This window comes from Hydrogenophaga sp. (genome assembly GCF_050250835.1).
In the GTDB taxonomy this organism is placed as follows: domain Bacteria; phylum Pseudomonadota; class Gammaproteobacteria; order Burkholderiales; family Burkholderiaceae_C; genus Hydrogenophaga.
Genome location: NZ_JBFWNX010000001.1, coordinates 223,543 through 247,501, shown reverse-complemented (window position 1 = coordinate 247,501; position 23,959 = coordinate 223,543). Strand labels below are relative to the sequence as shown.

The window sequence follows — 23,959 nt, the reverse complement described above, 5'->3', positions numbered from 1 at the left end:
CCCACGCTCCACCGCTTCGCGGGTCGCTGCCCCCCAGGCAGGCGTGGGCCTTCCTTGGGGCGGCCCGGCGGAAGCCCATTCACGTTGAACGACAAGGTCTATTGATATGGAATCCATCGCACTGCTATTCGCCGCCTCGCTCAACGCGGGCACCGTGCTGGCCATTGCCTCGCTGGGCCTGTTGATCAACGAGAAGGCCGGCATCGTCAACCTGGGTGCCGAGGGCATGATGCTGTGCGCTGCGCTCGCTGGTTTCGCCACCGTGGTGCACACCGGCAGCACCACGCTGGGGTTTCTGGCCGGGATGGGCGCGGGCGCTTTGCTCGCGGCCATCTTCGGCGGCCTGGTGATCTGGCTCAACACCAACCAGTACGCCACCGGCCTGGCGCTCAGCCTGTTCGGTGCGGGGTTTTCGGCGTTTGCGGGCAGCAGCTACGTGCAGGAAAAACTGCCCGAGCAAACCCGCTTCGCGATTCCGCTGCTCGGCGACATTCCACTGATCGGCCCCGCGCTGTTCCGCCACCACCCCATGGTGTACGCCTGCGTGGCGCTGGTGCTGGGGCTGATCTGGTTCCTGTACCGCACACGCTCGGGCCTGGTGTTGCGCAGCGTGGGCGAGAGCCCGGAATCGGCGCACGCGCTGGGGTACCCGGTGCGCCGCATCCGCCTGATGGCGGTGATGGCCGGTGGCGCGCTGTGCGGACTCGCGGGTGCGTACGTGTCCACCGTGTACACGCCGCTGTGGGTGGAGGGCATGATCGCCGGCAAGGGCTGGATTGCGCTGGCCCTCACCACATTTGCCACCTGGCGCCCGGCCCGTGTTCTGCTGGGTGCCTATCTGTTCGGCGGCGTGACCATGCTGCAGTTCCACCTGCAGGGCATTGGCGTGAACGTGCCCAGCCAGTTCCTGACGATGATGCCCTACGTGGCCACCATCGTCGTGCTGGTGCTGATCTCCCGCAACCCGACCTGGATAAGGATCAACATGCCGACTTCGATCGGAAAACCCTTCTACCCGGGTGCCTGAATGTGGACCCCCACGCTCCGCCGCTGCGCGGGTCGCTGCCCCCCGAGGGGGCTGGCCTCGCTTGGGGCGGCCCGGCACTTCGGCCTTCTTGCCCCCACGCTCCGCCGCTGCGCGGGTCGCTGCCCCCCGAGGGGGCTGGCCTCGCTTGGGGCGGCCCGGCACTTCGGCCTTCTTGCCCCCACGCTCCGCCGCTGCGCGGGTCGCTGCCCCTCGAGGGGGCTGGGCCTGCCTTGGGGGCGGCCCGGCGGCGTCCCGACTTCTCTCCGGAAGCGTCCATGCCTCGTGCCGCCGTTTCTCTCCTTGTCCCGATGTTTTGCGGTTCGCAATTCATTAAGATGTGTCAGTTCGCTTAAACCCTTACCCCTACCACCAATCCAAAGGTTCATCCATGACAGACCTGAACAAACGCTCCCTGATGAAGGTTGCCGCGTTGACCGCGTTGACCAGCGCCGTGCTGATCGGCTGCGGCAAGAAGGAAGAGGCCGCTGCGCCCGCCGCTGCTTCCGCGCCGGCTCCGGCCGCCGCCCCGGCACCGAAGCCTGAGCCGCTGAAGATCGCGTTTGCCTATGTCGGCCCGGTGGGCGATGGTGGCTGGACCTTTGCCCACGACAACGGCCGCAAGGCGGTGGAGAAGGAGTTCGGCGACAAGGTGGTCACCAGCTTCGTGGAGAACGTGCCCGAGAGCGCCGATGCCGAGCGCGTGCTGCGCGACATGGCCAGCCAGGGCAACAAGCTGGTGTTCGGCACCACCTTCGGCTACATGGAACCCATGCTCAAGGTCGCGCCCGATTTCAAGGACGTGAAGTTCGAGCACTCCACCGGCTACAAGACCGCCGAGAACATGCGCACCTACGACAGCCGCACGTATGAAGGTGCGTACATGGCCGGCATCATCGCGGGCAGCATGACCAAGACCAACACGCTGGGCGTGGTGGCCTCGATTCCAATTCCTGAAGTGATCCGCAACATCAACAGTTTCACGCTGGGCGCGCAGTCGGTGAACCCCAAGGTCAAGACCAAGGTGGTCTGGGTGAACGGCTGGTTCGACCCGCCGAAGGAAACCGAAGCCGCCACCTCGCTGATCAACGGCGGCGCCGACGTGCTGATGCAGAACACCGACTCGTCGGCCGTGCTGCAGACCGCCGAAAAGCTGGGCAAGCGCGCCTTCGGCTGGGACTCGGACATGACCGCCTACGGCCCCAAGGCCCACCTGGGCTCGGCCGTGATCAACTGGGCGCCTTACTACATCAAGGCCACCAGGGACGTGCTGGAAGGCACCTGGTCCACCGGTGGCGTGTGGTGGGGCGTGAAGGAAGGCGCTATCGACATGGTCTCCGTGGCCGAAGACGTGCCCGCCGAGGCCAAGGCCAAGGTCGATGAAGTGCGTGCAGGCCTGAAGGCTGGCACCTACAACATCTGGAAGGGCCCGATCCTGGGCCAGGATGGCAAGGAAGTTCTGGCCAAGGACGCGGTTGCTGACGACAAATTCCTCGGCGGCGTGAAGTTCTACGTCAAGGGCGTTGAAGGCAAAGTGCCCAATTAAGCTCACCCCCGCCGCGCTTCGCGCGACTCCCTCAAGGGGGCGGTACCTGCGGCCCGGCGGAGCCGGTTCCGCGGTACCTCTGGACAAAGGGCTGCCTCCGGGTGGCCCTTTTTCGTTGGGTCGAAGGGGAGTTGCGCCCTCTCCCTCAGGGAGAGGCTTGGCCTGTCCTGAGCTTGTCGAAGGAGGGTGAGAGCCCCGCGCGGATTTGCAGGATGGAAAGCAAGTGATCGAACAGCAACTCTGGCACCCGGTCATCGCCGCGCACGAACTGCGCGACGAACCCCTGGGCTGCACCCTTCTCGGCCAGCGGCTCGTGCTCTGGCGCGAGCACACCCACGGCACCAGCCAGGTGCATGCCTGGGCCGACCGCTGCCCGCACCGGGGCGCCAGCCTTTCGCTGGGCCGTGTGCTCATCGGCTTGCACGGTGCGCGGCTGGAATGCCCGTACCACGGCTGGCAGTTTGAAGCCGGTGGTCGATGCAAGCATGTGCCGGCTGCGCCGGAGTTCGATCCGCCCGCCAGCCATGTGGCCACGGTGCATGAAGCGCGCGAGCGCTATGGCCTGGTGTGGGTGCGCCTCGGCCAACCCACGCAAGCCCTGCCGGATCTGCCGATGTTCGAGCCCGGTGACAACCCGGCCTGGCGTCAGGTGCTGTGCGGCCCCTACGAACTCAACACCAGCGCACCACGCCTGGTGGAAAACTTTCTGGACCTCAGCCATTTCGGCTTCGTGCACGAAGGATGGCTCGGGGAGCGAAGCCATGCGCAGGTGGGCATTGGCCAGGTGGAAGAGGGCGTCGATGGCGTGCAGGTGAACGGCGCACGCGCCTGGCAACCGCGCGCTTACGCCGGTGCCGAGGGCGGAGCCTGGATCGCCTACCGCTACACCGTGCCCCATCCCTTTGCGGCCATCCTGCGCAAGGATGCGGCGGAAGGTGACCCGGTGAGCAACGCCATTGCGCTCTTCGTGCGACCCGACGGGCACGAGAGTTGCACCGCCTGGTTCGCCATGGCCACGCAGGGCGACGGCTCCAGTGACGAAGCCCTGCGCGAATTCCAGGACGCCGTGTTTTCGCAGGACCGGCCTGTGGTGGAATCACAGACACCGCGCGCCTTGCCGGTGGGCCGGCTGGCGCCGGTCACCGAAGTGCACGGCCCGGCGGACCGCGTCTCCAGCGCGTACCGCCGGTACCTGAAACGCCTGGGCATTTCGCTGGGCACGTGTTGAACACGGGAGAGAACATGACCACCGCCGCCGAACTGGCCACCGCCATCCCCAAGGCTGAGCTGCACATCCACATCGAAGGCTCGCTGGAACCCGAACTGATCTTCGCGCTGGCCGAGCGCAATGGGCTCGCACTGCCCTACGCCAGCGTGGAAGCCCTGCGCGCGGCCTACGCCTTCACCGACCTGCAGAGCTTCCTGGACATCTACTACGCCGGCGCCAGCGTGCTGCTGCACGAGGCCGATTTTCACGACATGGCCTGGGCCTACTTCCTGCGCGCCAGGGCCGACAACGTGGTGCACAGCGAAGTGTTCTTCGACCCGCAGACCCACACCTCGCGCGGCGTGCCCATGGCCACCGTCATCCAGGGCCTGGCCAGCGCCTGCGAACGTGCACGCGGTGAGCTGGGCATGAGTGCCGAACTCATCCTTTGCTTCCTGCGCCACCTCAGCGAAGAAGACGCGTTCGCCACACTGGAGGCCGCCTTGCCCTACCGCTCGCACTTCATCGGCGTGGGCCTCGATTCCAGCGAAGTGGGGCACCCACCCTCGAAGTTCTCGCGCGTGTTCGCTCGTTGTCGAGAGCTGGATCTGCGGATCGTGGCCCACGCGGGCGAGGAAGGACCGCCCGACTACATCTGGGAAGCGCTCAACGACCTGAAGACCGAGCGCATCGACCACGGTGTGCGCAGCCTGGAAGACCCGAAGCTCGTCGCCGAACTCGCCCGCCGCCGCATGCCGCTCACCGTGTGCCCGCTCTCCAATCTCAAGCTCTGCGTGGTGAGCGACTTGACGGATCACCCCATGAAGCGCCTGCTCGACGCCGGCCTGTGCGCCACCGTCAACAGCGACGACCCGGCCTACTTTGGTGGCTACATGAACGCCAACTTCGTGCAGACCGTGCAGGCATTGCAGCTCTCGCGCGAAGACGTGATCACCCTGGCCCGCAACAGCATCGAGGCGAGCTTTGTGAATGAGACGCGCCGCGAAGAAATGACCGCCATGCTGGATGCCGCCATCAGCGGCTGAAGCGCGTGCGGCGAATGCGCGTGCTATTCGCCGCATATTCTGCGGTGAATACGGGCGGCTTGCGGCGAATGGCGGCATAATCGCCGCATGAAAAGCGGCGAATACAGACCCGATGTCCGTTATGTCTGGCAGTCACCCGACTGGCCGGCGCTTCACTACGATCTCCCGGCATTGAGTGAATCCGTGGGCGAGGTGAGCCGCGCCCAGGGCTTGCTGCTGGGGCGCATGGCCGATGCAGGGCCTGCCTCGCGCGACCGCGCCGCGCTGAGTGCCTTGACCGACGATGTGCTCAAGACCAGCGCCATCGAAGGTGAGCAACTCGATGAGGATTCCGTGCGTTCGTCCGTTGCACGTCGTCTCGGTGTGGACATTGGCGCGCTCGCGCCAGCCGACCGGCATGTGGACGGTGTGGTCGACATGGTGCTGGACGCCACAGGAAATTGCCAGGCGCCCTTGAGCGCCGAGCGGCTGTTTGGCTGGCATGCGGCCTTGTTCCCCACGGGTTTTGGCTCACTCACCCGAATCCGGGTGGGCGCATGGCGCAACGATGCCAGCGGCGCCATGCAGGTGGTGTCCGGGCCTGTGCAGCGACAGCGGGTTCACTTCGAAGCGCCGCCCGCGCAGCGGCTGGAGCGGGAGATGGGCGAATTCCTGGCGTGGGCCAATGCCTCCACGGGCGAGTCTTCCGTCATCAAGGCAGGTCTGGCGCACCTGTGGTTCGTCACGTTGCATCCTTTCGACGATGGCAATGGCCGCATCGCGCGCGCCGTGGGCGACTTGTTCCTGGCCCGTGGCGACGGCAGCCCGCAGCGCTTCTACAGCCTTTCTGCGCAGATACAGCGTGAGCGCAAGGCCTATTACCAGGTGTTGGAGCGCACGCAACGGGGCCGACTGGATGTGACGGAATGGCTTGCGTGGTTCATCACGACCTTGAGGCGAGCCATTGACAGCGCGCACGCGACGCTGGATTCGGTGTTGCAGAAGGCTTCCTTCTGGCAGCGCTGGGCGCAAACACCGCTCAACGATCGACAGGTCGCCATGCTGAACCGCGTGCTCGACGGTATGGAGGGACGTCTGACCAGTGGGCAGTGGGCCAGACTGACCCGATGTTCGTCGGACACCGCGTTGCGCGATATCCAGCATCTCGTGTCTCTCGGTGCGTTGCGCAAGACTGAGGAGGGCGGACGCAGCTCGGCTTACGAACTGGTGACAGGCGACCCCGGGTAAAATCTGCGCCCAGCGAGCCCGGTGCTTCCCCGGCTCGCTTTTTCATTCACGGAAGCCATGTAGAGGAACACCATGTACAAAAACCTCGTGACCCGGCGCGCCTTGTGCGTGCTGGCAGTTGCCAGCTTTTTATCTCCCCTGTCCATCACCCGGGCACAGACGTCGCCGCCACCATTGAAGGTCGGCTTCGTCTATGTGGCGCCGCTCACCGATGCCGGCTGGGTGCGTCAGCATGAGCAGGGGCGCCTCGCGGTGCAGGCCGCGCTGGGTAACCGGGTGGAGACGCGCTATGTGGAGAACGTGCCCGAAGGCGCGGACGCCGAGCGCGTGATCCGCGATCTGGCGCAACAGGGTCACCGCATCATCTTCACGCCCAGCTTCGGCTACATGGAACCCACGCTGAAAGTGGCTCGCGAGTTTCCGGACGTGAAGTTCGAGTCCGTCACCGGCTACAAGACGGCGCCCAACGTGGCCACGGCCAATGCGCGCTACTACGAAGGTCGTTACCTGGCCGGTGTGGCCGCCGGCCGCATGGCCACGCAGGCCGGCTATGTGGCGGGCTTTCCCATTCCGGAAGTGATCCAGGGCATCAACGCCTTCACGCTGGGCATGCGCTCGGTGAATCCACGTGCCACGGTGAAGGTGGTGTGGCTGGGCGAGTGGTTCAACCCGCCGCGCGAGCGCGATGCCGCCATGACGCTGATGAACCAGGGCGCCGAAGTGCTGGCCTTCCACACTGGCTCCACCGCCGTGATGACCGCCGCGCAGGAGCGCGGCAAGCTGGCTGTGGCCTACCACTCCGACATGCGCAAGGTCGCACCCGATGCGCAGGTGGTGGCGGTCACGCACCTCTGGGGCGACTACTACACACGCCGCGTGCAGGCGGTGCTGGACGGCACCTGGCAAAGCGGCAGGGTGTGGGGCGGCGTGAAAGACGGGATGATCCGCGTCGATGCCTTCGGCAGCAAGGTGCCCGCCGCCGTGCGCGACGAAGTGCTGGCGCGCCAGGCCGACATGGCTGCGGGCAGATGGCCGGTGTTCGCCGCAGCGCGCACCGCGCCGGTGCGCGACAACCAGGGCAAGACCGTGATCGAAGCCGGGCAGGGCCTGAGCGACGCGCAGATTCTCGGCATGAACTGGCTGGTGGAAGGCGTGCAGGGTTCTGTAGACCGTTGACCCTCGGCGGCGGTATGGGTCCTATCGGCAGGGCGTTATGCCGTCGCGCGCATGAGGCGTTAAGCTCGTTCAAATGAGAGCCTACCGCGCCGCCATCCTCCGTTTTGCCGACGATCAGAGCCCCGTGTACGAGGCCGATGGCCTGCTCGTGGTGGGCCCCGATGCTCAAGGTCGGCGTGTGGTGCGTGCGGTGGGCGACCACGACACGCTGATCGGGAACTTTCCCGGCGTCTCGGTGGAAGACCTCCGCGGCAAGCTGATTGCACCGGGGTTTGTGGACATGCATGTTCACTACCCGCAAACCGATGTGATTGGTGCGCCGGCAGCGGGCCTGTTGCCCTGGCTGGAAAACTACACATTTCCGCACGAGACGCGTTTCTCCGACCCCGAGCATGCGAGCGAGGTGGCGGGCTTCTTCTTCGACGAACTCGCGCGCCACGGCGTGACCACGGCGCTCACATTCGCCACCTCGCACCCCGCCTCGGTGGACGCAGCGTTCGAGGCGGCGCGCGCTCGCGGCCTGCGCTTCATCACCGGCAAGGTGCTGCAGGACCGGCACAGCCCGGACGGCGTGCGCGATGAGACCGAGCAGAGCCTGATCGACACCGAATCGTTGATTCAGCGCTGGCACGGTGTGGACCGCCTGGGCTACGCGATCACGCCGCGCTTTGCGCCCACCAGCACGCCGGCGCAATTGCGCGGAGCGGGGGAACTGGCGGCGAAGTACGGCGACGTGTGGATCCAGTCGCATGTGGCGGAAAACCGCGACGAGGTGCGCTGGGCGGCGGAGCTGTTTCCCGACTCGCGCAGTTACCTGGGCGTGTACGACGACTTCGGGTTGCTCCGAAAGCGCGCGGTGTACGCCCACTGCATCCATCTGGACCAGGCCGACCGCGAGCTGATGGCGCGCACTGCCACGGTGGCGGCGGTGAGCCCGACGAGCAACCTGTTCCTGGGCAGCGGGTTCTTCGACTACGCAGCGGCGAACGCGGCGGGCATGGGCTATGGGCTGGCGAGCGATGTCGGTGGCGGCACCAGTTTTTCGCCCTTTCACACCATGCTGGCCGCGTACTGCGTGGGCCGAGAGGGCCACACCAAGACCGGCCTGAGCCTCACACCGGGGCAGTTGTGGTGGCAGCACACGGCGGGTGCCGCGAGGGCTTTGGGTCTTGAAGGTGTGGTGGGGAATCTGCAACCGGGCAACGAGGCCGATTTTGTGGTGCTCGATCCGCAGGCCACGCCTTTGCTGGCGCGCAAGACGTCGCAGGCCAGCAGTCTGGATGAATTGCTGTTTGCGTTGATTGTTCTGGGAGATGACCGGGTCGTCGAACGCACGGTGATCGCCGGACAGTAAGGTCGCCCCGTCGACTACCAGGGGCAACAAGGGTCCGGCTCCGCCGACCCGAGATGCCGTCCCCCCCTCCAAGTGCCGAAGGCGCGCCAGAGAGGGGGGAAGCCGCAACAGCGGCGCAGGGGGGCTACGTATACGTCAAGGCCCGCGCTTTCCCCCAGAACACCCGGTACATGTAGATCGTGTACACGATGATCACCGGCAAGGTGATCGCCACACCCACGAACACGACGGTGAGCGACTCGGTGGAAATGGCGGCTTCCCACACTGTCATGCGGCCGATCACGATGTCCGGAAAGATGCTGTAAGCCAGACCGAAGAAGGCCAGGATGAAGATCAGCACCGTGGCCGCAAACACCACCCAGCCGTAGCCCGCCTTCACCACGTTCGGGTGCGTCACCACCCAGCGCACCGCGAAGAAGGCGATGGCGCAGCTCAGCGGAATCGGCATCAGGCCGAACACCTCCGGCACGCTGAACCATTTCGCCACCACGCCGGGGTTCACCAGCGGTGTCGCCGCCGAGATGGCCACCAGCGCAAAACCCATGGGCCACAACACGCGGGCTGCCCAGCGCACCGCGTGCGCCTGCAGTTCACCCTCGGTCTTCATGATCAGCCAGCCCGCGCCGAGCAACACATACGCTGCCGGCAGCGTGATCGCTATGCCCAGGCTGAACGCCAGGCCGATCCAGCCGCTGTCGAACCCCGTGATGTAGCTGCCCAGCATCCAGCCTTGCGAGCTGCTCGCCAGCAGCGAACCCACGAAGAACGAGCGGTTCCAGAACGGCACGTATTTCGTGGGCGCCTTCACTCGGAAGTCGAACGCCACGCCGCGCAGGATCAGGCCGATCAGCATCACCGCCACCGGCAGGTACAGCGCCTGCAGCACCAGGCCGTGTGCCATGGGGAAGGCCACCAGCAGCACGCCCACCCCCAGCACCAGCCAGGTCTCGTTGGCGTCCCAGAACGGGCCGATGCTGGAGATCATGGTGTCTTTCTCTTCCTTGCTCTGCGCCAGCGGCAGCAGCAGGCCCACGCCGAGGTCGTAGCCGTCGAGGATGACGTACGCGAGCAGCGCCAGGCCCATCACGGCGAGAAAGATCAGAGGCAGGATTTCGGCCCAGGTGGTCATGTGGTGTTCCCCTTGATCAGACGCCCGCCTTGCCGAGCGCCGCGCCGGCCGGGGCTTCGGGTGCGTGCTTGAAAGGATGCTCGGCCATGTACTTGAGCACGCCCACATAGGTGATGAGCAGCAGCCCATAGACGATGAGGTAGGCCGTGAGCGTGAGCGCGATCATGGGCGGCGCGATCTGTGTGGCCACATCCGCCGTGCGCAGGTGACCGTAGACGACGAAGGGTTGGCGGCCGATTTCGGTGACATACCAGCCCGCGAGCGTGGCCAGCCAGCCCGAGAAGGTCATGCCCGCCAGCGTCCACAACAGCGGGCGCGGCAGCTTCACGCGGCCATCGGGGTGCGCACCTTCCCTGCGCTGGCGCCAGAGCATCCAGGCACCCCACCAGGCCACCACCAGCATCAGAGAACCCACGCCCACCATCACGCGGAACGCCCAGAAGATCGGCGCCACCGGCGGATGCGCGCCGGGAAATTCGTTCAGGCCCTTCAGCTCCGCGTCCATGTCGTGCGCCAGGATCAGGCTCGCCATCTTCGGAATCTTCACGGCGTAGTGCGTGGTGCGTGCCGCTTCGTCGGGAATGCCGAACAGCGTGAGCGGCGCGCTCTTCTCGGTGTGCCAGATGCCTTCGAGCGCAGCGATCTTGGCGGGCTGGTGCTCCAGCGTGTTCAGACCATGCATGTCGCCAGCCACGAACTGCAGCGGCATGGCCACCGCGGCGGCAACCAGGGCCGTGCGCAGCGCCTTGTGCGTGCCGTGCGTGGCGCTGCCCTTGAGCAGCTGCCAGGCGCACAGGCCAGCGATGAGGAAGGACGCGGTGAGTGTGGAGGCCAGCAGCTTGTGCGCGAAGCGGTAGGGGAACGAAGGGTTGAACACCACGGCGAGCCAGTCGACCGGAATGAACTTGCCATCCACGATCTCGAACCCGGCGGGTGTCTGCATCCACGAATTCAGGCTCAGGATCCAGAACGCCGACATGGTGGTGCCGAACGCGACCAGCATGGTGGCAGCCAGGTGCACACGCTCGCTCACACGCCCACGGCCGAACAGCATGATGCCCAGGAAGCTGGCCTCCAGGAAGAAAGCGGTGAGCACTTCATAGCCCAGCAGCGGGCCCGAGATGTTGCCGGTCTTTTCCATGAAGCCCGGCCAGTTGGTGCCGAACTGGAAGCTCATGACAATGCCCGACACCACGCCTAGCGCGAAGGTCAGCGCGAACACCTTGGTCCAGAAGTAGTAGGCCTCTTCCCAGGCCGGGTCGCGCGTCTTGAGGAAGCGCAGCCGGAAAAACACCAGGAACCAGCACAGCGCGATGGTGATGGTGGGGAACAGGATGTGAAAGCTGATGTTGGCGGCGAACTGGATGCGGGAGAGGATCAGGGCGTCCATGGGGTTGATCTCCGGTTCAGGCGGCGTCGGGCAGCTTCTCGGGCCGCGCGCCTCGCGCACCCTTGCCGGTCAGACGGTCCTTGAGTTCGAGCACACGCGTCACCGTGGCGCCCATGCCCATGAGCTGCATGGCGGTCTCGGGCGCGAGCTTCTGCACGTCGTCAAACCACGTCATGAGCCGGTCGATCAGATCGTGCATCTGCCGCATGCGCTCCTGGGCATGGCGCTCGGCCTCGGTCTTGGGCGTTTCCAGCAGCGCGGTGCGCAACATCGACAGCGTGGGCTCCACCTCACGGCGGCGCCGCTCCTCGGCCAGCACGCGAAAGATTTCCCACACATCGGCCGGCGCCTCGAAGTACTCGCGCCGGTCGCCCGGCTGGTGGCGCAGGCGCACCAGTCGCCACGCCTGTAGCTCCTTCAAGCCCATGCTCACGTTTGAGCGCGAGAACTCCAGCGTCTCGGCAATCTCGTCGGCATTGAGCGCGTTGGGCGAAATGAAGAGCAGGGCGTAGATCTGCCCCACGGTGCGGTTGATGCCCCAGCGGCTGCCCATCTCCCCGAAGTGGGCGACGAATTCTCGGTTGAGCGGGGGGAGGTGGTCTTGCAGCGGCATGGGCGTCACTGTAGCGGCTTCAGCCTGAATTTTCAGTAATTACTGAAAATTCGCAAACTACGCAGGGTTATTCAGCGGAGCACGATCCGCCGCCGGGCCGCCCCAAGGCGGATCAGCCCCCTCGGGGGGCAGCGACCCGCGCAGCGGCGGAGCGCGGGGGCCCTATGCATACAATCGCGCCCCATGAGCATCAAAAGCGACAAGTGGATCCGCCGCATGGCCGAACAACACGGCCTTATCGAACCCTTCGAGCCCGGCCAGGTGCGCGAGGTGGATGGCCGCAAGGTGATCAGCTATGGCACCAGCAGCTACGGCTACGACATCCGCTGTGCGCCCGAATTCAAGGTGTTCACCAACATCCACAGCACGGTGGTGGACCCGAAGAACTTCGACGAAAACAGCTTCGTCGACATCAACAAGGACGTGTGCGTCATCCCGCCCAACAGCTTCGCGCTGGCGCGCACCATGGAGTACTTCCGCATCCCGCGCAATGTGCTCACCATCTGCCTCGGCAAGAGCACCTACGCGCGCTGCGGCATCATCGTCAACGTCACGCCCTTCGAGCCCGAGTGGGAAGGCTATGTGACGCTGGAGTTCAGCAACACCACGCCGCTGCCGGCCAAGATCTATGCCGGCGAAGGCTGCGCGCAGGTGCTGTTCTTCGAGAGCGATGCAGACGACGTCTGCGAAGTCAGCTACAAAGACCGCGGCGGCAAGTACCAGGGGCAGACCGGCGTGACGCTCCCCAAGGCCTGAAGGCTTTCCGGTTCTTGACCTGCGTCAAGGCCATCGGGGGAGGTCGGGTCTAGCATCCCGGCCCATGTCCAGTCTCCCTCCCTCCTTCACACTCCCCGACCCCGTTCCCGCTGGCCAGCCGCTGCCACACCGCAAGGTGATTCGCGGCTGGCTCGCGCCCATTGTCGAGCGCCGCACCGTGCGCGCCATCGCCCTGCTGGCGTTCGACTGGCTGGTGTTCGCCGCATGGATGAGCGGCACGGTGCTGCTCGGCGCGTGGTGGGCCAAGCTGCTGTGCGGCCTGGGCGCGGGCTTCATGATCGGCCGTCTCTTCATCATCGGCCACGACGCCTGCCACCAGAGCTACACGCCGCACCGGGGCTTGAACCGCGTGCTGGGTCGCATTGCCATGGCGCCATCGCTCACGCCCTACAGCCTGTGGGAAGTGGGGCACAACGTGGTGCACCACGGCTACACCAACCTCAAGGGCGTGGATTTCGTCTGGGCGCCGCTCACCCGCGAGGAGTACGAGGCCCTGTCGCCTGCTCGCCGTGCCATGGAGCGCGCCTACCGCAGCGGCTTTGGCCCGGCGCTGTATTACCTGGTGGAGATGTGGTGGCACCGCATGTTCTTTCCGCGCAAGACCTACATGGGCACGCGCCGCGCCGAGTTCGTCTGGGACGGGGTTTTCGTGGTGGCCACGGCGGCGGTGTGGATCGGTGCGCTGGTGGGCGCTGCGTTCGCCACCGGCCAATCGCCGTGGTTGCTGCTGGGCACGGGCTTCGCGGTGCCCTTCCTGTTCTGGAACGCCATGATCGGCTTCGTGGTGTACGTGCACCACACCCACACGGCGGTCCAGTGGCACGACGACAAGGCCGCCTGGGCGAAGGCCGCGCCCTTCGTTTCCACCACCGTGCACCTCACCTTCCCCCTGCGCATCGGTGCGCTGCTGCACCACATAATGGAGCACACCGCACACCACGTGGACATGAGCATCCCGCTCTACAAGCTCAAGGGCGCGCAGAAACTTCTGGAAGGTGCGCTGCCCGGGCGCATCATCGTGCAGCGCTTTTCCTGGCGCTGGTATTTCGACACGGCGCGGCGCTGCAAGCTCTACGATTTCAGCCGCCGCTGCTGGACCGATTTTCAAGGCCGGGCGACCGGCCCTGTGCCTTCAGCAACGGCCTGAGGCGCCCCCCCATAATGCGGATACTTGTGGCCGTATTCGGGCCGCAGAGGAGCCGCGCATGAAATGGGAAAACAACCGCCAGTCGGACCAGGTGGAAGACCGTCGCTCGCGGCCGGGTGGCGGCGGACTTGGCGGCCTGGGTGGAGCAGGACGCGGGCGCGGCATCGGGATCGGCACCATCGCGGTGGCGTTGGTGGCGGGCTGGATCTTCGGCATCAACCCCCTGACCATCCTGGGTGCCCTCAGTGGCGGCGACATGGCGCCTTCGGCCCAGGTGGAGCAGGCGCAGGGCCCGGCCCAGGCGCCCAGCGACGACATGGGCAAATTCGTGGCGTCCGTGCTGGGCGGCACCGAGGATGTGTGGGGCCAGGTGTTCCAGCAGGCTGGCGCGCAATACCAGAAACCGCGCCTGGTGCTGTTTCGGGGGGCCACGCCCACCGCCTGCGGCACCGGCCAGTCGGCCATGGGACCGTTCTACTGCCCGGGCGACCAGAAGGTCTACATCGACCTGAGCTTCTACGAGACCTTGCGCCGCCAGCTCGGCGCCCCGGGCGACTTCGCGCAGGCCTATGTGATTGCCCACGAGGTGGGCCACCACGTGCAGAACCTGATGGGCATCACCGACCAGATGGAGAAACTGCGTTCGCGTGTGAGCGAGCGCGAATACAACGCCATGTCGGTTCGGCTGGAGCTGCAGGCCGACTGTTTTGCCGGCCTCTGGGCGCACCACAACCACAAGTCCAAGGCGATTCTGGAGCCGGGCGACGTGGAAGAGGCACTGACCGCAGCCGCAGCCATTGGCGACGATGCCTTGCAGCGCAAGAGCCAGGGCCAGGTGGTGCCCGACAGCTTCACCCACGGCACCAGCGCGCAGCGCCAGCGCTGGTTCAACGCGGGCTTGCAGAGCGGCCAGGTGCAGTCTTGCGACACCTTCAAAGCGACGTCGCTTTGACAGATCCCGGGCACTTTTGGGTCAAAAGTCGTCAAAGTGAGACAATACCCGGCTAACTTTGAAGTCCATGACCCAATCCTTTTCCGAACTTTCCCTCTCGCCCACCATTGAGCGCGCCGTGGCCGAAATGGGCTACGAGACCATGACGCCGATCCAGGCACAGGCCATTCCGGTGGTGCTGGAGGGCCGCGACGTGATGGGCGCCGCCCAGACTGGCACTGGCAAAACCGCCGCGTTCACCCTGCCGCTGCTGCAGCGCATGCTCAAGCACGAGAACGCTTCCACCTCGCCAGCCCGCCATCCCGTGCGCGCCCTGGTGCTGCTGCCCACACGCGAACTGGCCGACCAGGTGGCCGATCAGGTCAAGCTCTACGCCAAGTACACCAACCTGCGCAGCACGGTGGTGTTTGGCGGCATGGACATGAAGCCGCAGACCGCCGAACTCAAGAAGGGCGTGGAGGTGCTGGTGGCCACGCCAGGGCGCCTGCTGGATCACATCGAAGCCAAGAACTGCGTGCTCAACCAGGTCGAATACGTGGTGCTGGACGAAGCCGACCGCATGCTCGACATCGGCTTCCTGCCTGACCTGCAGCGCATCCTGAGCTATCTGCCCAAGCAACGCACCACGCTGCTTTTCTCGGCCACGTTCTCGCCCGAGATCAAGCGCCTGGCCAACAGCTACCTGCAGGACCCGGTGACGATCGAGGTGGCGCGCTCCAACGCCACCGCATCCACCGTGGAACAGCATTTCTACCGCGTGGAAGACGACGACAAGCGCACCGTGCTCAAGCAGATCCTGCGCGAGCGCGGCCTGAAGCAGGCCTTCGTGTTCGTCAACAGCAAGCTCGGCTGCGCGCGCCTGGCGCGTTCGCTGGAGCGCGAAGGACTCAACACCACCGCCTTGCACGGCGACAAGAGCCAGGACGAACGCCTCAAGGCGCTCGATGCCTTCAAGACCGGCGCGGTCGACCTGCTGGTCTGCACCGATGTCGCTGCGCGTGGCCTGGACATCAAGGACGTGCCGGCGGTGTTCAACTTCGACATCCCGTTCAACGCCGAAGACTACGTCCACCGCATCGGACGCACGGGGCGTGCCGGTGCATCGGGCCTGGCGGTATCGTTCGTCAGCGGGCGCGATGCGCGACTGATGGGCGATCTGGAGAAGTTGCTGGGCAAGAAGCTCGAACTCGAAGCGCTGGAATTCGAGGCCGACCGCCGGCCTGCGGGGCGTTTCAACGACGGCCAACGCGCCTGGCAGGCACCGGACGACGGCGAGGAACGGCGCGAAGCCCGCGCCAGGCGCGAGCGCCCGGAACGTGCCGTTTCACCGGACCGCCCGCCCGCGCGCGCGCCGCGCGCCCCGGCCGATCCGCTGTTCGACAAGCCCTATGAGCCGTCGGCCACCAGCGACGCCCCGCCGTCGTGGGAAGTCGCGCAACGCGCCACCACGCGCAGCGCATCGCCCAACATCAAGACCCGCAAGAAGGTGCCTGCGCTGTTCAAGAGTGCCCCCGCACCGGCACCAGTGCAGGAAGAAAGCTGAGGGCAGCGCCCTTGCCCGACCCTGCCAGGCGGCCCTCGCCGCCGCCCTTGCCTCAACGCTTGCCGGGCCTGCTGGCCTGTTCGCAGCGCACCGAAATTCTTTCCACTTCGCCCGGACGTTGTTCGTCGATGCGAGCGGCTGTGAGGCATCCGCCCCACACACACCCCGTGTCCAGCGCCTGCAGGTTCGCCCGGTCCACTGTGCCCAGCGTGGACCAGTGTCCAAACGCGATCGGCACGCCCTCGGTGCGCCTGCCCGGCACGTCGAACCACGGCATGAAGCCTTCGGGCGGCACGGCCGCGCTGCTCTTGACTTCGAACTCCATCACGCCCTGGGCGGTGCAGAAGCGAAGCCGGGTCAACGCGTTCACCACCACGCGCAAGCGCGAAGTGCCGCTGAGCGATTCACTCCACAGGGCTGGTTCGTTGCCGTACATCGTGTGCAGGAAACCCACCCAGTCCGTTCCTTGCAGCACCGCGTGCAGTTCGTCAGCCAGCGCCAAGGTTCGATGCACATCCCATTGCGGCAGCACACCGGCATGCACCATGAGCCAGCCGTGCGCATGGATCGCCATGCGCCGCGTGCGCAGCCAGTCCAGCAAGGTGTCGCGGTCTGGTGCGCTCAGGATGTCGTCCAGCGTGTCGCTGCGATGCAGCCTGCGCACGCCGTGCGCCACCGACAGCAGAAACAGGTCGTGGTTGCCCAGCAGGCAGTGCGCCGAGGTGCCGAGCGCCATCAGGCGGCGCATCACCGCCAGGGACTCCGGACCGCGGTTCACCAGATCCCCCAGCAGGTACAGCGTGTCGCGGCTGGGCGAGAAGCCGATTTTGTCGAGCAGGTGGCCCAGCGCCGTGTCGCAGCCCTGCACGTCACCGATCATGTAAATTGACATCCACGCATTATGGATATCCTGCTCATCGTCTTTCTCACCGTGCTCAACGGCGCGTTCGCCATGTCCGAACTGGCCCTGGCCTCCAGCCGCAAGGCACGCCTGGCGGCGATGGCCGAGGCCGGCGACAAGGGTTCGATCACCGCGCTCAAGCTGCTGGAAAATCCCACGCAGTTCCTTTCCTCCGTGCAGGTCGGCATCACCTCCATCGGCATGCTCAACGGTATCGTGGGCGAGGCCGCCTTCAGCGACGACCTGGGGCGCTGGCTGGAGGGCCACGGTTTCACGGTGGCCACCGCCAATGTTCTATCCACCGGGATCGTGGTGGTGGTGATCACCTTCATCACCATCGTGTTTGGCGAGCTGGTGCCCAAGCGCATCGGGCAGCTCTACCCGGAAGCGGTGTCGCGCTGGGTGTCTCGGCCCATGGCCTTCGTGGCCAAGGCCGCCAAGCCGTTTGTGTGGCTGCTCACGCACACCACGCAATGGGCGCTCAAGCTGCTGCGCATCGACACCAACGCGGTGCAGCACGTGACCGAGGAGGAGATCAACGCCAGCCTGGAGGAGGGCGTGGACGCCGGCATCATCGAAGAACACGAACACCAGATGGTGCGCAACGTGTTCCTGCTCGACGACCGGCAGCTCACCTCCATCATGGTTCCTCATTCCGAGATCAAGTGGCTCGATGCGCAGGACAGCATCGACATCGCGGTGCAGAAAGCCTGGACCACTGGCCATTCGTGGTACCCGGTGTGCCGGGGCGGCCTGGACGACGTGGTCGGCGTGATTCACCTGCCTCGCATGCTGGCGCTGCAAGCCGAGGGCGACAACGAACCGCTCATGCGCCATGTGCAGCCTGCCGTGTTCGTGCCGGAGACGCTCTCTGGCATGGAGTTGCTCGAGCAGTTCCGAGAGCGCGCCACGCGCATGGTGTTCGTGGTGGATGAATACGGCGTGGTGCAGGGCCTGCTCACGCCGCTGGACATGCTGGAGGCCATCACCGGTGAACTCTCGCCACGCGCGGCGGTGGATGCCTGGGCCACGCAACGCGAAGACGGTGCCTGGCTGGTGGACGGCGCCATGCCAGTGGCCGAACTCAAGTCTCGGCTGGACATTGAAGAGCTGCCGGATGAGGACAAGGGCCGCTACAACACCGTGGCCGGGCTCATGCAGACCGTGGCGGGCGACCTGCTGGAAAAGGAAGACAGCGTGGACTGTGCGGGCTGGCGTTTCGAGGTGCTGGTGCTCGACGGCCGGCGCATCGACCAGGTGCTGATTTCGCGCCTGCCGGAGATCGACCCAGCGATCGACGCAGGCATCTGAGTTTCAAAGGCCCCACCAGGCGGGCAACAGTCGCCGTACCTCGGGACGGCGGTAACGATCGTCCATCAGCACCACCACGCCTTCGTCCTGTGGTCCTCGAATCACGCGGCCAGCGGCCTGCACCACTTTCTGCAGGCCGGGAAAGAGGTAGGCATAGTCGTACCCCTGTCCGAAGCGAGCCTGCAGCCGCAGGCGCAGGTGCTCGTTCACCGCATTCCACTGCGGCAGGCCGAGCGTGGCAATGAAGGCGCCGATCAGCCTGCGGCCCGGCAGGTCGATGCCTTCGCCAAAGGCGCCACCCAGCACCGCGAAACCGATGCCCTGGCCTTCCTCGGCGAAGCGGGCCACGAAGGCTTCGCGATCGGGCTCGCACATGGCGCGCGACTGCGCCCACACGGAAATGGTCGGGTGCCGTTGCTTCAACCGGTCCAACGCCTGCTCAAGGTAGTCGAAACTGCTGAAGAAGGCGAGGTAGTTGCCGGGACGTTCGGCATATTGCATGGCCATCGCGTTGACCAGGTGGTCCAGCGAGGCGGTGCGGTCGTGGTACCGCGTGGAAATGTCCTGCGCGATGCGCACGCGCAGCCTGGAAGGATCGAAGGGTGAAGGCACTTCCAGCCGTGCGGTGTCCTCGGGCAGGCCTAGCAACTGGCTCACGTAGTCCATGGGGCGAAGCGTGGCCGAAAACAGCGCCGCGCTGTGCGCAGCCTCCCAGCGGGGCTTGAGCAGCGGGCCCGGATCGAGGTTGCGGATGTTCAGCGTGGGCATGCGCGCGCGGCCACGCATCGGCGGCGTGCGCGTGAGATCGACCATGGAGTGGTCGGCGAACACCTCAGCCACGCGCAACACATGCAGCACCTCGAACAGCCAGGCTTGCAGGTCGCCGTGGGTGTCGCCCGGTTCCTGGGCGATGTGGTCCGAGAGCTCGGCGCCATGGCGCTGCAGCGCGCCCATGAAAGCACTGGGCAGCTCGGGCAACACCTCGTGGTCCTGCGTCTGCGAACGGGCCAGTGCCCCCCATTGCCGGTGCAGCCGGTCCATCGACTTCTTCAGCGCGGCGGGGGCCGACTTGCGCACCGTCTGGAAGACCACCGGTCGCAGCTCGGCGCTGTACATCTGGCGTGCGCGCTCGATCAGGTTGTGCGCTTCGTCCACCAGCAGGCCCACGCGCAATTCATCGTTCACCGTGAGGGCCCAGGTGCTGGCGCTGAGATCGAAGAAGTGGTTGAAGTCGCCCACCACCACGTCGCTCCAGCGAAGCACCTCCTGGCCCAGGTGGTAGGGGCACACCTCGTGTTTCAGCGCGATGTCGCGCAGCGAGGGTTTGTCCAGCCAGCCCGCTTGTGCCGCATCTTCGCGGGCCTTCGGCAGGCGGTCGTAGAAGCCACGTGCGAGCGGGCAGGACTCGCCGTGGCAGGCCTTGTCGGGATGCTCGCAGGCTTTCTCGCGGGCCACCAGTTCGAGCACGCGCAGCGGTTGAACTTTCAGGTGCTGCAGCGCGTGCAGGGCCAGCCGGCGGCCTGGGGTTTTGGCCGTCAGGTAGAACAGCTTGTGCGTGCCTTGCGCCGGCGCAGCGCGAAGCGCCGCGAACAGTGTGGCCATGGTTTTGCCGATGCCGGTGGGCGCCTGCGCGAGCAGGTGGCGCCCCGAGCCGTGGGCGCGGTACACGGCGGCGGCCATCTCGCGCTGGCCGGGCCGAAACGCCGGGAACGGAAATGCCAGTGCCTGCAAAGCCTGGTCGCGCGCGATGCGATGGCGGCGTTCGGCACCGGCCCAGTCGGCGAAGCGGGCGCACAGCGTTTCAAAGAAGGCCTTCAACTCCACTGCGCTGTGCCACACCGGCAGCACGGTTTCCTGAGCGGTGTCGATGTTGAAGTACACCAGCGCCAATTCGATGCGATCCAGGCCGAGCTGCTCGCACAGCATCCAGCCGTACACGCGGGCCTGTGCCCAGTGCAGGGCGCGGTGGTTGTCGGGGATGTGATCCGCCTCACCCCGATGGGTCTTGATCTCTTCCAGGCGCGGGATGGCGGGGTCGAAGCCGTCGGCGCGGCCCTGCACCAGCAGCTCGCCGCAGCGCGCGCTGAGCGAGACCTCGCGCTGGTAGCCCGCACCGCGCCGGGCCGTGACGGTGTCGTGACCCAGGATGCCTTCCTGTGCGCTCGGCGAGGGGGTGAAGCGCAGGTCAAGGTCGCCGGTCTTGGCCGCGAACGCGCACAACACGCGCACCGCCACCGCGGTGGGCGCAGGCATTTCGTCGGGCATTGGAACGGCGGGCATGACGCGGCATCGTACTGGATATATAGTCAGTGAATGGACGCCAGCACCGCTTCCCTCACCCGACGCCACCATCGGCGCCTGCGCGAAATCCACCGCTCTGCGGGCTGGCCTTGCCACGACATGCTGGAGGTGGAACTGCTCGCCGCCGGCCTGCTGGAACGGCGGCTCGCGCCCGATGGGTGCGAGACCCTGCGCGTGAGCGACGCGGGCATCCGGTGCCTGGCCGAGGTGTTTGCGCACAACAAGGCCGTGCGCACGCCACACGAGGCATTGGTGGAGCGTGTGGCGGTGGCCATGGCGCAGGCTGGTCGGCTCACCTGGCGCGGCCTGATGCTGCGTGTGCCCCTGCCACGCGAGCTGTTCGAGGTCGAGGCACGCGAAAATTTGCCCGGCGCACCTTTGCATCAGCTGGCCGCTTTCGAATCCGGACCGGTGGCTTCCGCACCGGGCCATGTCTGGTGCATGGCCAGTCCTGATGTGTTCTCGGTGCGCCACACCACGGTGGAGGCCTACCTGGAGCCCGTGGTGCACGAAATCAAGGTCAGCCGCGCCGATCTGCTGGGCGACCTGCGGCGGCCCGCCAAGCGCGCGGCCTACCTGGGTCTGGCAAGCGCCTGCTGGTACGTGCTCGGGCAGGATGCCAGGGGGCGTCCGATTGCGCAGCCGGAAGAGGTGCCGCCCGAATGTGGCGTGCTGCAACTCGAAGGCGAGCGGCTGGTCGTGGCCCGTGAGGCGCCACGCCGCGCCATGGCGCAATTGCCGTTCCACGTGTGGATGGCGCTGGCGCGGACCGGGCCGGCCGTGCGCCTGGAGGACGACGCGCAGTCGCTGTTGTGACGGGCGTTCGTGCTTTTCCGCTGGCGTGCCCGGGCGACTCTGGCGATGATGTTCTCCTGTGCCGAGTTTGCAGGAGACACATGATGAAGACCCTCAACGACCAATTGAGCAACTACGCCGCCTACCACCGCGACCGCCGCAACATCCTCACGCACTTCGTCGGCATTCCCGTGATCGTGCTCGCGGTCGTGGTGCTGCTGGCGCGCCCCGTGTTCGATGTGGGCGGACTGTCGTTGACGCCTGCCACCCTCGCGGTGATCACCGCCACCTGGTACTACCTGCGGCTGGACCTTCGCTACGGCGCGGTCATGGGCGTGCTGCTCGCGGCCTGCCTGGCGTTCGCCCATGCCACCGCACCCATGTCCACCGGCACCTGGGCCACGCTGGGCGTGGGCCTGTTCGTCGTGGGGTGGGTGATCCAGTTCGTGGGCCACATCTTCGAAGGCCGCAAGCCTGCCTTTGTCGACGACATCATGGGCCTGATCATCGGTCCGCTTTTCGTGGTCGCCGAATTCGGTTTCCTGCTGGGTTGGCGCCGCGAGGTGGAGACCGTGATCGAGTCGCGCGCGGGCGCGGTGCATTCGGGCCGCACGCTGGCGAAATGATCAGGTGGCACGCGCCACGTCGAGGCGCGTCGCGAGCTGCAGTTCAAAGGCCTGATTCGATGCTGCGTGGTCCCATTGTTCGACCACGCAGACGCCATCAACGGCCGACCAGTGCAACACGTTCACCGAATTGGGCACGCCACGCCGCACACGGCTTGACACGGCGGTGCCCGCTTGCACCGCCCACATGCGCCGCGCCAGACCCGGCAGGGCCAGCACATACGGCAGATGGATGTGACCGCCCAGAACGATGTCGGCACCCGCAGCCGCCCAGGCCTGCTGCGCCGACGTGTGGCCGATCAGGCGATCCGGTTCATCCTGCGGTCGCATCACTTCAATGGGTTGATGCACCACCACCACGCGCAGCTGATCGGCACGGGCTTTGTTCAACCGCTCTGCCACGCGCTGCACCTGGGTGAAGGACACCTCGCCGTTCTTGTGGCGCAGCGCGCGCGTGGTGTTCACCGCCAGCACCATCAGGTCGCGGGATTCGAACGCAGGCTCAAGCTCCCGACCAAATGACCTCTGGTGATTCGCATAGGGGTGCGCCAGCCGCGCCCAAAGGTTCATCAAAGGAATGTCGTGGTTGCCGGGTACCGCCAGCAGCGGCGCGTCGATGCGACTCACGAAAGCCTTTGCCGCCTTGAACTGCCTACCACGCGCGCGCTGGGTGATGTCGCCCGAGAGCACCACCAGATCCGGCTTCAATTGGGAGGCCAGCCGCGCCAGAGCTTCCACCACCTCAGGCACCTCGGTGCCGAAATGCGGATCGGAGATTTGCAGGATGGCGCTCAAGCCGCGACCTCTGCGGTGGTGCCCGGCTTGAGCAGGTACAACGGTTCGGGCATCACGCGAAACCGCAGCGGCGGTTTCATGCGTGCCACCTCGCCGTCGAACGCCACCTTCATGCGTCGCAGTTGCATCATGCGCGGCGGCTTCACCACCATCTCGTCAAACTCGAAGTGCTCGATGCCCTCGGCGTCGCCCAGTGAACCCAGTGCGCCACGAAGCATGAGGCCGAGCATGCCCAGTGTGCCGATGGGCTTGAGCACCACGGCCGTCACTCGGCCCGTGTCGGTGGCGTCGCCATCGTGTTCACCCGACTGCACTCCCAGTTGTTCCAGTTGCAGGCGGTTGTTGCCCACGAACAGCGTGAGCGTGCGCACCTCGCGCTTGACCCCTTCGAGCTCGATGTTCAGCTTCAGGCGGTTGGGTGTGCGCATCAAGGTGGCGAAAGCCGCTCCCAGCGCCACCAGCCGGTTGCGCCCGAAGCGCGATTTCCAGGCCTCGCGGTCTTCCAGCAATTGAGGGTACAGGCCCACACTGGCATTCACGAGAAACACCTGTTCATTGATGGCCCCGACCTGCACCGGCACGGGATTCGCTTCCAGCAGTTGCGCGGTGGCCTTGGCCGCGTCGAGCGGCAGGCCATGCGTGCGGGCAAAGTAGTTGAAGGTGCCGCGTGGAATCACGCCCATGGCGCAGCCCGAGGCGTGCGCGGCCCGGGCCACGGCGTTGATGGTGCCGTCGCCCCCCACGGCCACGATGGCGGAACGCTCGGCCAGCGCCTGCTTGGCGGCCTTCGCTGCCACGCGCGGCAGTTCGCCAGGCTGGCAATAGATGACTTCGCTGGGCCGGCCAGCAAACTTCAGCGTGGACTCGATGGCCTCACGCGTTCCCTCGCCGTCCTGGCTGCCGGAATGGCCGTTGACGATGAAGCGCAGTGTGGCGGTGGGATCGAGATCGGGCGGAGAGGCCATTCGGGCCAGTTTAGCCCGTGCTGTTCGGGCCAGATGCACCCACTTCACGCCTCCTTCGGGTGATTCGCGCCATTTTTCTGGCGCTTGGTGCCTTTTCTCCCCTGGGTTGATCCGCTTTCCTAATCTCGGAACGA

At 66.1% G+C, this 23,959-nt stretch carries 21 protein-coding genes; 14 read left to right on the top strand and 7 right to left on the bottom strand.

Annotation, left to right across the window (positions count from 1 at the left end):
* The first annotated feature begins 106 nt into the window (after window positions 1–106).
* The 7 genes from AB7F11_RS01135 (at window position 107) to guaD (ending at window position 8,580) form a co-directional block, all read left to right on the top strand.
* Entirely contained in the window at window positions 107–1,027 is a 921-nt protein-coding gene (locus AB7F11_RS01135) for an ABC transporter permease (RefSeq protein ID WP_428289909.1), read from the top strand.
* Between the two features lie 388 nt (window positions 1,028–1,415).
* Window positions 1,416–2,570 carry a BMP family ABC transporter substrate-binding protein gene (locus AB7F11_RS01130; RefSeq protein WP_428289910.1) on the top strand — a complete coding sequence of 385 codons (1,155 nt, stop codon included), beginning with the start codon at window positions 1,416–1,418 and terminating at the stop codon, window positions 2,568–2,570.
* 223 nt (window positions 2,571–2,793) lie between these two features.
* Window positions 2,794–3,798, top strand: coding sequence for a Rieske 2Fe-2S domain-containing protein (locus AB7F11_RS01125; protein ID WP_428289911.1), 1,005 nt, complete (start codon window positions 2,794–2,796; stop codon window positions 3,796–3,798).
* A 14-nt stretch (window positions 3,799–3,812) separates the two neighbouring features.
* Window positions 3,813–4,823: an adenosine deaminase gene (locus AB7F11_RS01120; RefSeq protein ID WP_428289912.1), complete on the top strand. Its 1,011-nt coding sequence runs from the start codon at window positions 3,813–3,815 to the stop codon at window positions 4,821–4,823.
* Window positions 4,824–4,910: 87 nt separating this feature from the next.
* Window positions 4,911–6,050 carry a Fic family protein gene (locus AB7F11_RS01115; RefSeq protein WP_428289913.1) on the top strand — a complete coding sequence of 380 codons (1,140 nt, stop codon included), beginning with the start codon at window positions 4,911–4,913 and terminating at the stop codon, window positions 6,048–6,050.
* Between the two features lie 72 nt (window positions 6,051–6,122).
* Window positions 6,123–7,226, top strand: a complete 1,104-nt coding sequence (locus AB7F11_RS01110; RefSeq protein ID WP_428289914.1) for a BMP family ABC transporter substrate-binding protein — start codon at window positions 6,123–6,125, stop codon at window positions 7,224–7,226.
* A 73-nt stretch (window positions 7,227–7,299) separates the two neighbouring features.
* On the top strand, window positions 7,300–8,580 hold the full coding sequence (gene guaD, locus AB7F11_RS01105; RefSeq protein ID WP_428289915.1) for a guanine deaminase: 1,281 nt from the start codon (window positions 7,300–7,302) through the stop codon (window positions 8,578–8,580).
* 124 nt (window positions 8,581–8,704) lie between these two features.
* Here the strand turns inward: guaD and AB7F11_RS01100 are convergent, their stop codons facing one another.
* From AB7F11_RS01100 to AB7F11_RS01090, 3 genes are read right to left on the bottom strand one after another with little or no spacing between them, the layout of a single operon-like run.
* The gene (locus AB7F11_RS01100; RefSeq protein ID WP_428289916.1) at window positions 8,705–9,709 is read right to left on the bottom strand and encodes a cytochrome d ubiquinol oxidase subunit II; all 1,005 of its coding nucleotides are present in this window, start codon (window positions 9,707–9,709) and stop codon (window positions 8,705–8,707) included.
* Window positions 9,710–9,725: 16 nt separating this feature from the next.
* Window positions 9,726–11,099: a cytochrome ubiquinol oxidase subunit I gene (locus tag AB7F11_RS01095; protein WP_428299803.1), complete on the bottom strand. Its 1,374-nt coding sequence runs from the start codon at window positions 11,097–11,099 to the stop codon at window positions 9,726–9,728.
* A 16-nt stretch (window positions 11,100–11,115) separates the two neighbouring features.
* Complete coding sequence (locus AB7F11_RS01090) at window positions 11,116–11,712, bottom strand: GbsR/MarR family transcriptional regulator (protein WP_428291493.1); 597 nt, start codon at window positions 11,710–11,712, stop codon at window positions 11,116–11,118.
* A gap of 183 nt (window positions 11,713–11,895) precedes the next feature.
* Between AB7F11_RS01090 and dcd the strand changes: the two genes are divergently transcribed.
* The 4 genes from dcd (at window position 11,896) to AB7F11_RS01070 (ending at window position 16,131) form a co-directional block, all read left to right on the top strand.
* Window positions 11,896–12,468, top strand: coding sequence for a dCTP deaminase (gene dcd / locus AB7F11_RS01085; RefSeq protein ID WP_428291492.1), 573 nt, complete (start codon window positions 11,896–11,898; stop codon window positions 12,466–12,468).
* Window positions 12,469–12,532: 64 nt separating this feature from the next.
* The gene (locus AB7F11_RS01080; RefSeq protein ID WP_428291491.1) at window positions 12,533–13,636 is read left to right on the top strand and encodes a fatty acid desaturase; all 1,104 of its coding nucleotides are present in this window, start codon (window positions 12,533–12,535) and stop codon (window positions 13,634–13,636) included.
* Between the two features lie 58 nt (window positions 13,637–13,694).
* Window positions 13,695–14,588: a KPN_02809 family neutral zinc metallopeptidase gene (gene ypfJ / locus AB7F11_RS01075; protein ID WP_428291490.1), complete on the top strand. Its 894-nt coding sequence runs from the start codon at window positions 13,695–13,697 to the stop codon at window positions 14,586–14,588.
* 67 nt (window positions 14,589–14,655) lie between these two features.
* On the top strand, window positions 14,656–16,131 hold the full coding sequence (locus AB7F11_RS01070) for a DEAD/DEAH box helicase (RefSeq protein WP_428291489.1): 1,476 nt from the start codon (window positions 14,656–14,658) through the stop codon (window positions 16,129–16,131).
* Window positions 16,132–16,183: 52 nt separating this feature from the next.
* Here AB7F11_RS01070 and AB7F11_RS01065 read toward each other — a convergent pair whose 3' ends face one another.
* Window positions 16,184–17,023 carry a symmetrical bis(5'-nucleosyl)-tetraphosphatase gene (locus AB7F11_RS01065; RefSeq protein ID WP_428291488.1) on the bottom strand — a complete coding sequence of 280 codons (840 nt, stop codon included), beginning with the start codon at window positions 17,021–17,023 and terminating at the stop codon, window positions 16,184–16,186.
* Window positions 17,024–17,032: 9 nt separating this feature from the next.
* On the opposite strand from AB7F11_RS01065, the gene AB7F11_RS01060 reads away from it, so the two are divergent.
* Window positions 17,033–18,343: a hemolysin family protein gene (locus tag AB7F11_RS01060; protein WP_428291487.1), complete on the top strand. Its 1,311-nt coding sequence runs from the start codon at window positions 17,033–17,035 to the stop codon at window positions 18,341–18,343.
* A 3-nt stretch (window positions 18,344–18,346) separates the two neighbouring features.
* Here the strand turns inward: AB7F11_RS01060 and AB7F11_RS01055 are convergent, their stop codons facing one another.
* Window positions 18,347–20,623, bottom strand: a complete 2,277-nt coding sequence (locus AB7F11_RS01055) for a helicase C-terminal domain-containing protein (protein WP_428291486.1) — start codon at window positions 20,621–20,623, stop codon at window positions 18,347–18,349.
* A 33-nt stretch (window positions 20,624–20,656) separates the two neighbouring features.
* Here AB7F11_RS01055 and AB7F11_RS01050 point away from each other — a divergent pair, with 33 nt between their 5' ends.
* Both AB7F11_RS01050 and AB7F11_RS01045 read left to right on the top strand, forming a co-directional pair.
* The gene (locus AB7F11_RS01050; RefSeq protein WP_428291485.1) at window positions 20,657–21,460 is read left to right on the top strand and encodes a hypothetical protein; all 804 of its coding nucleotides are present in this window, start codon (window positions 20,657–20,659) and stop codon (window positions 21,458–21,460) included.
* 83 nt (window positions 21,461–21,543) lie between these two features.
* Window positions 21,544–22,065: a DUF962 domain-containing protein gene (locus tag AB7F11_RS01045; protein ID WP_428291484.1), complete on the top strand. Its 522-nt coding sequence runs from the start codon at window positions 21,544–21,546 to the stop codon at window positions 22,063–22,065.
* On the opposite strand, the gene AB7F11_RS01040 is transcribed toward AB7F11_RS01045, so the two are convergent.
* Together AB7F11_RS01040 and AB7F11_RS01035 are read right to left on the bottom strand one after the other, a co-directional pair.
* On the bottom strand, window positions 22,066–22,860 hold the full coding sequence (locus tag AB7F11_RS01040; RefSeq protein ID WP_428291483.1) for a metallophosphoesterase family protein: 795 nt from the start codon (window positions 22,858–22,860) through the stop codon (window positions 22,066–22,068). It abuts the gene before it with no gap.
* Entirely contained in the window at window positions 22,857–23,825 is a 969-nt protein-coding gene (locus tag AB7F11_RS01035) for a diacylglycerol/lipid kinase family protein (RefSeq protein ID WP_428291482.1), read from the bottom strand. The genes AB7F11_RS01040 and AB7F11_RS01035 overlap by 4 nt, the downstream gene beginning before the upstream one ends.
* Window positions 23,826–23,959: the final 134 nt, after the last annotated feature.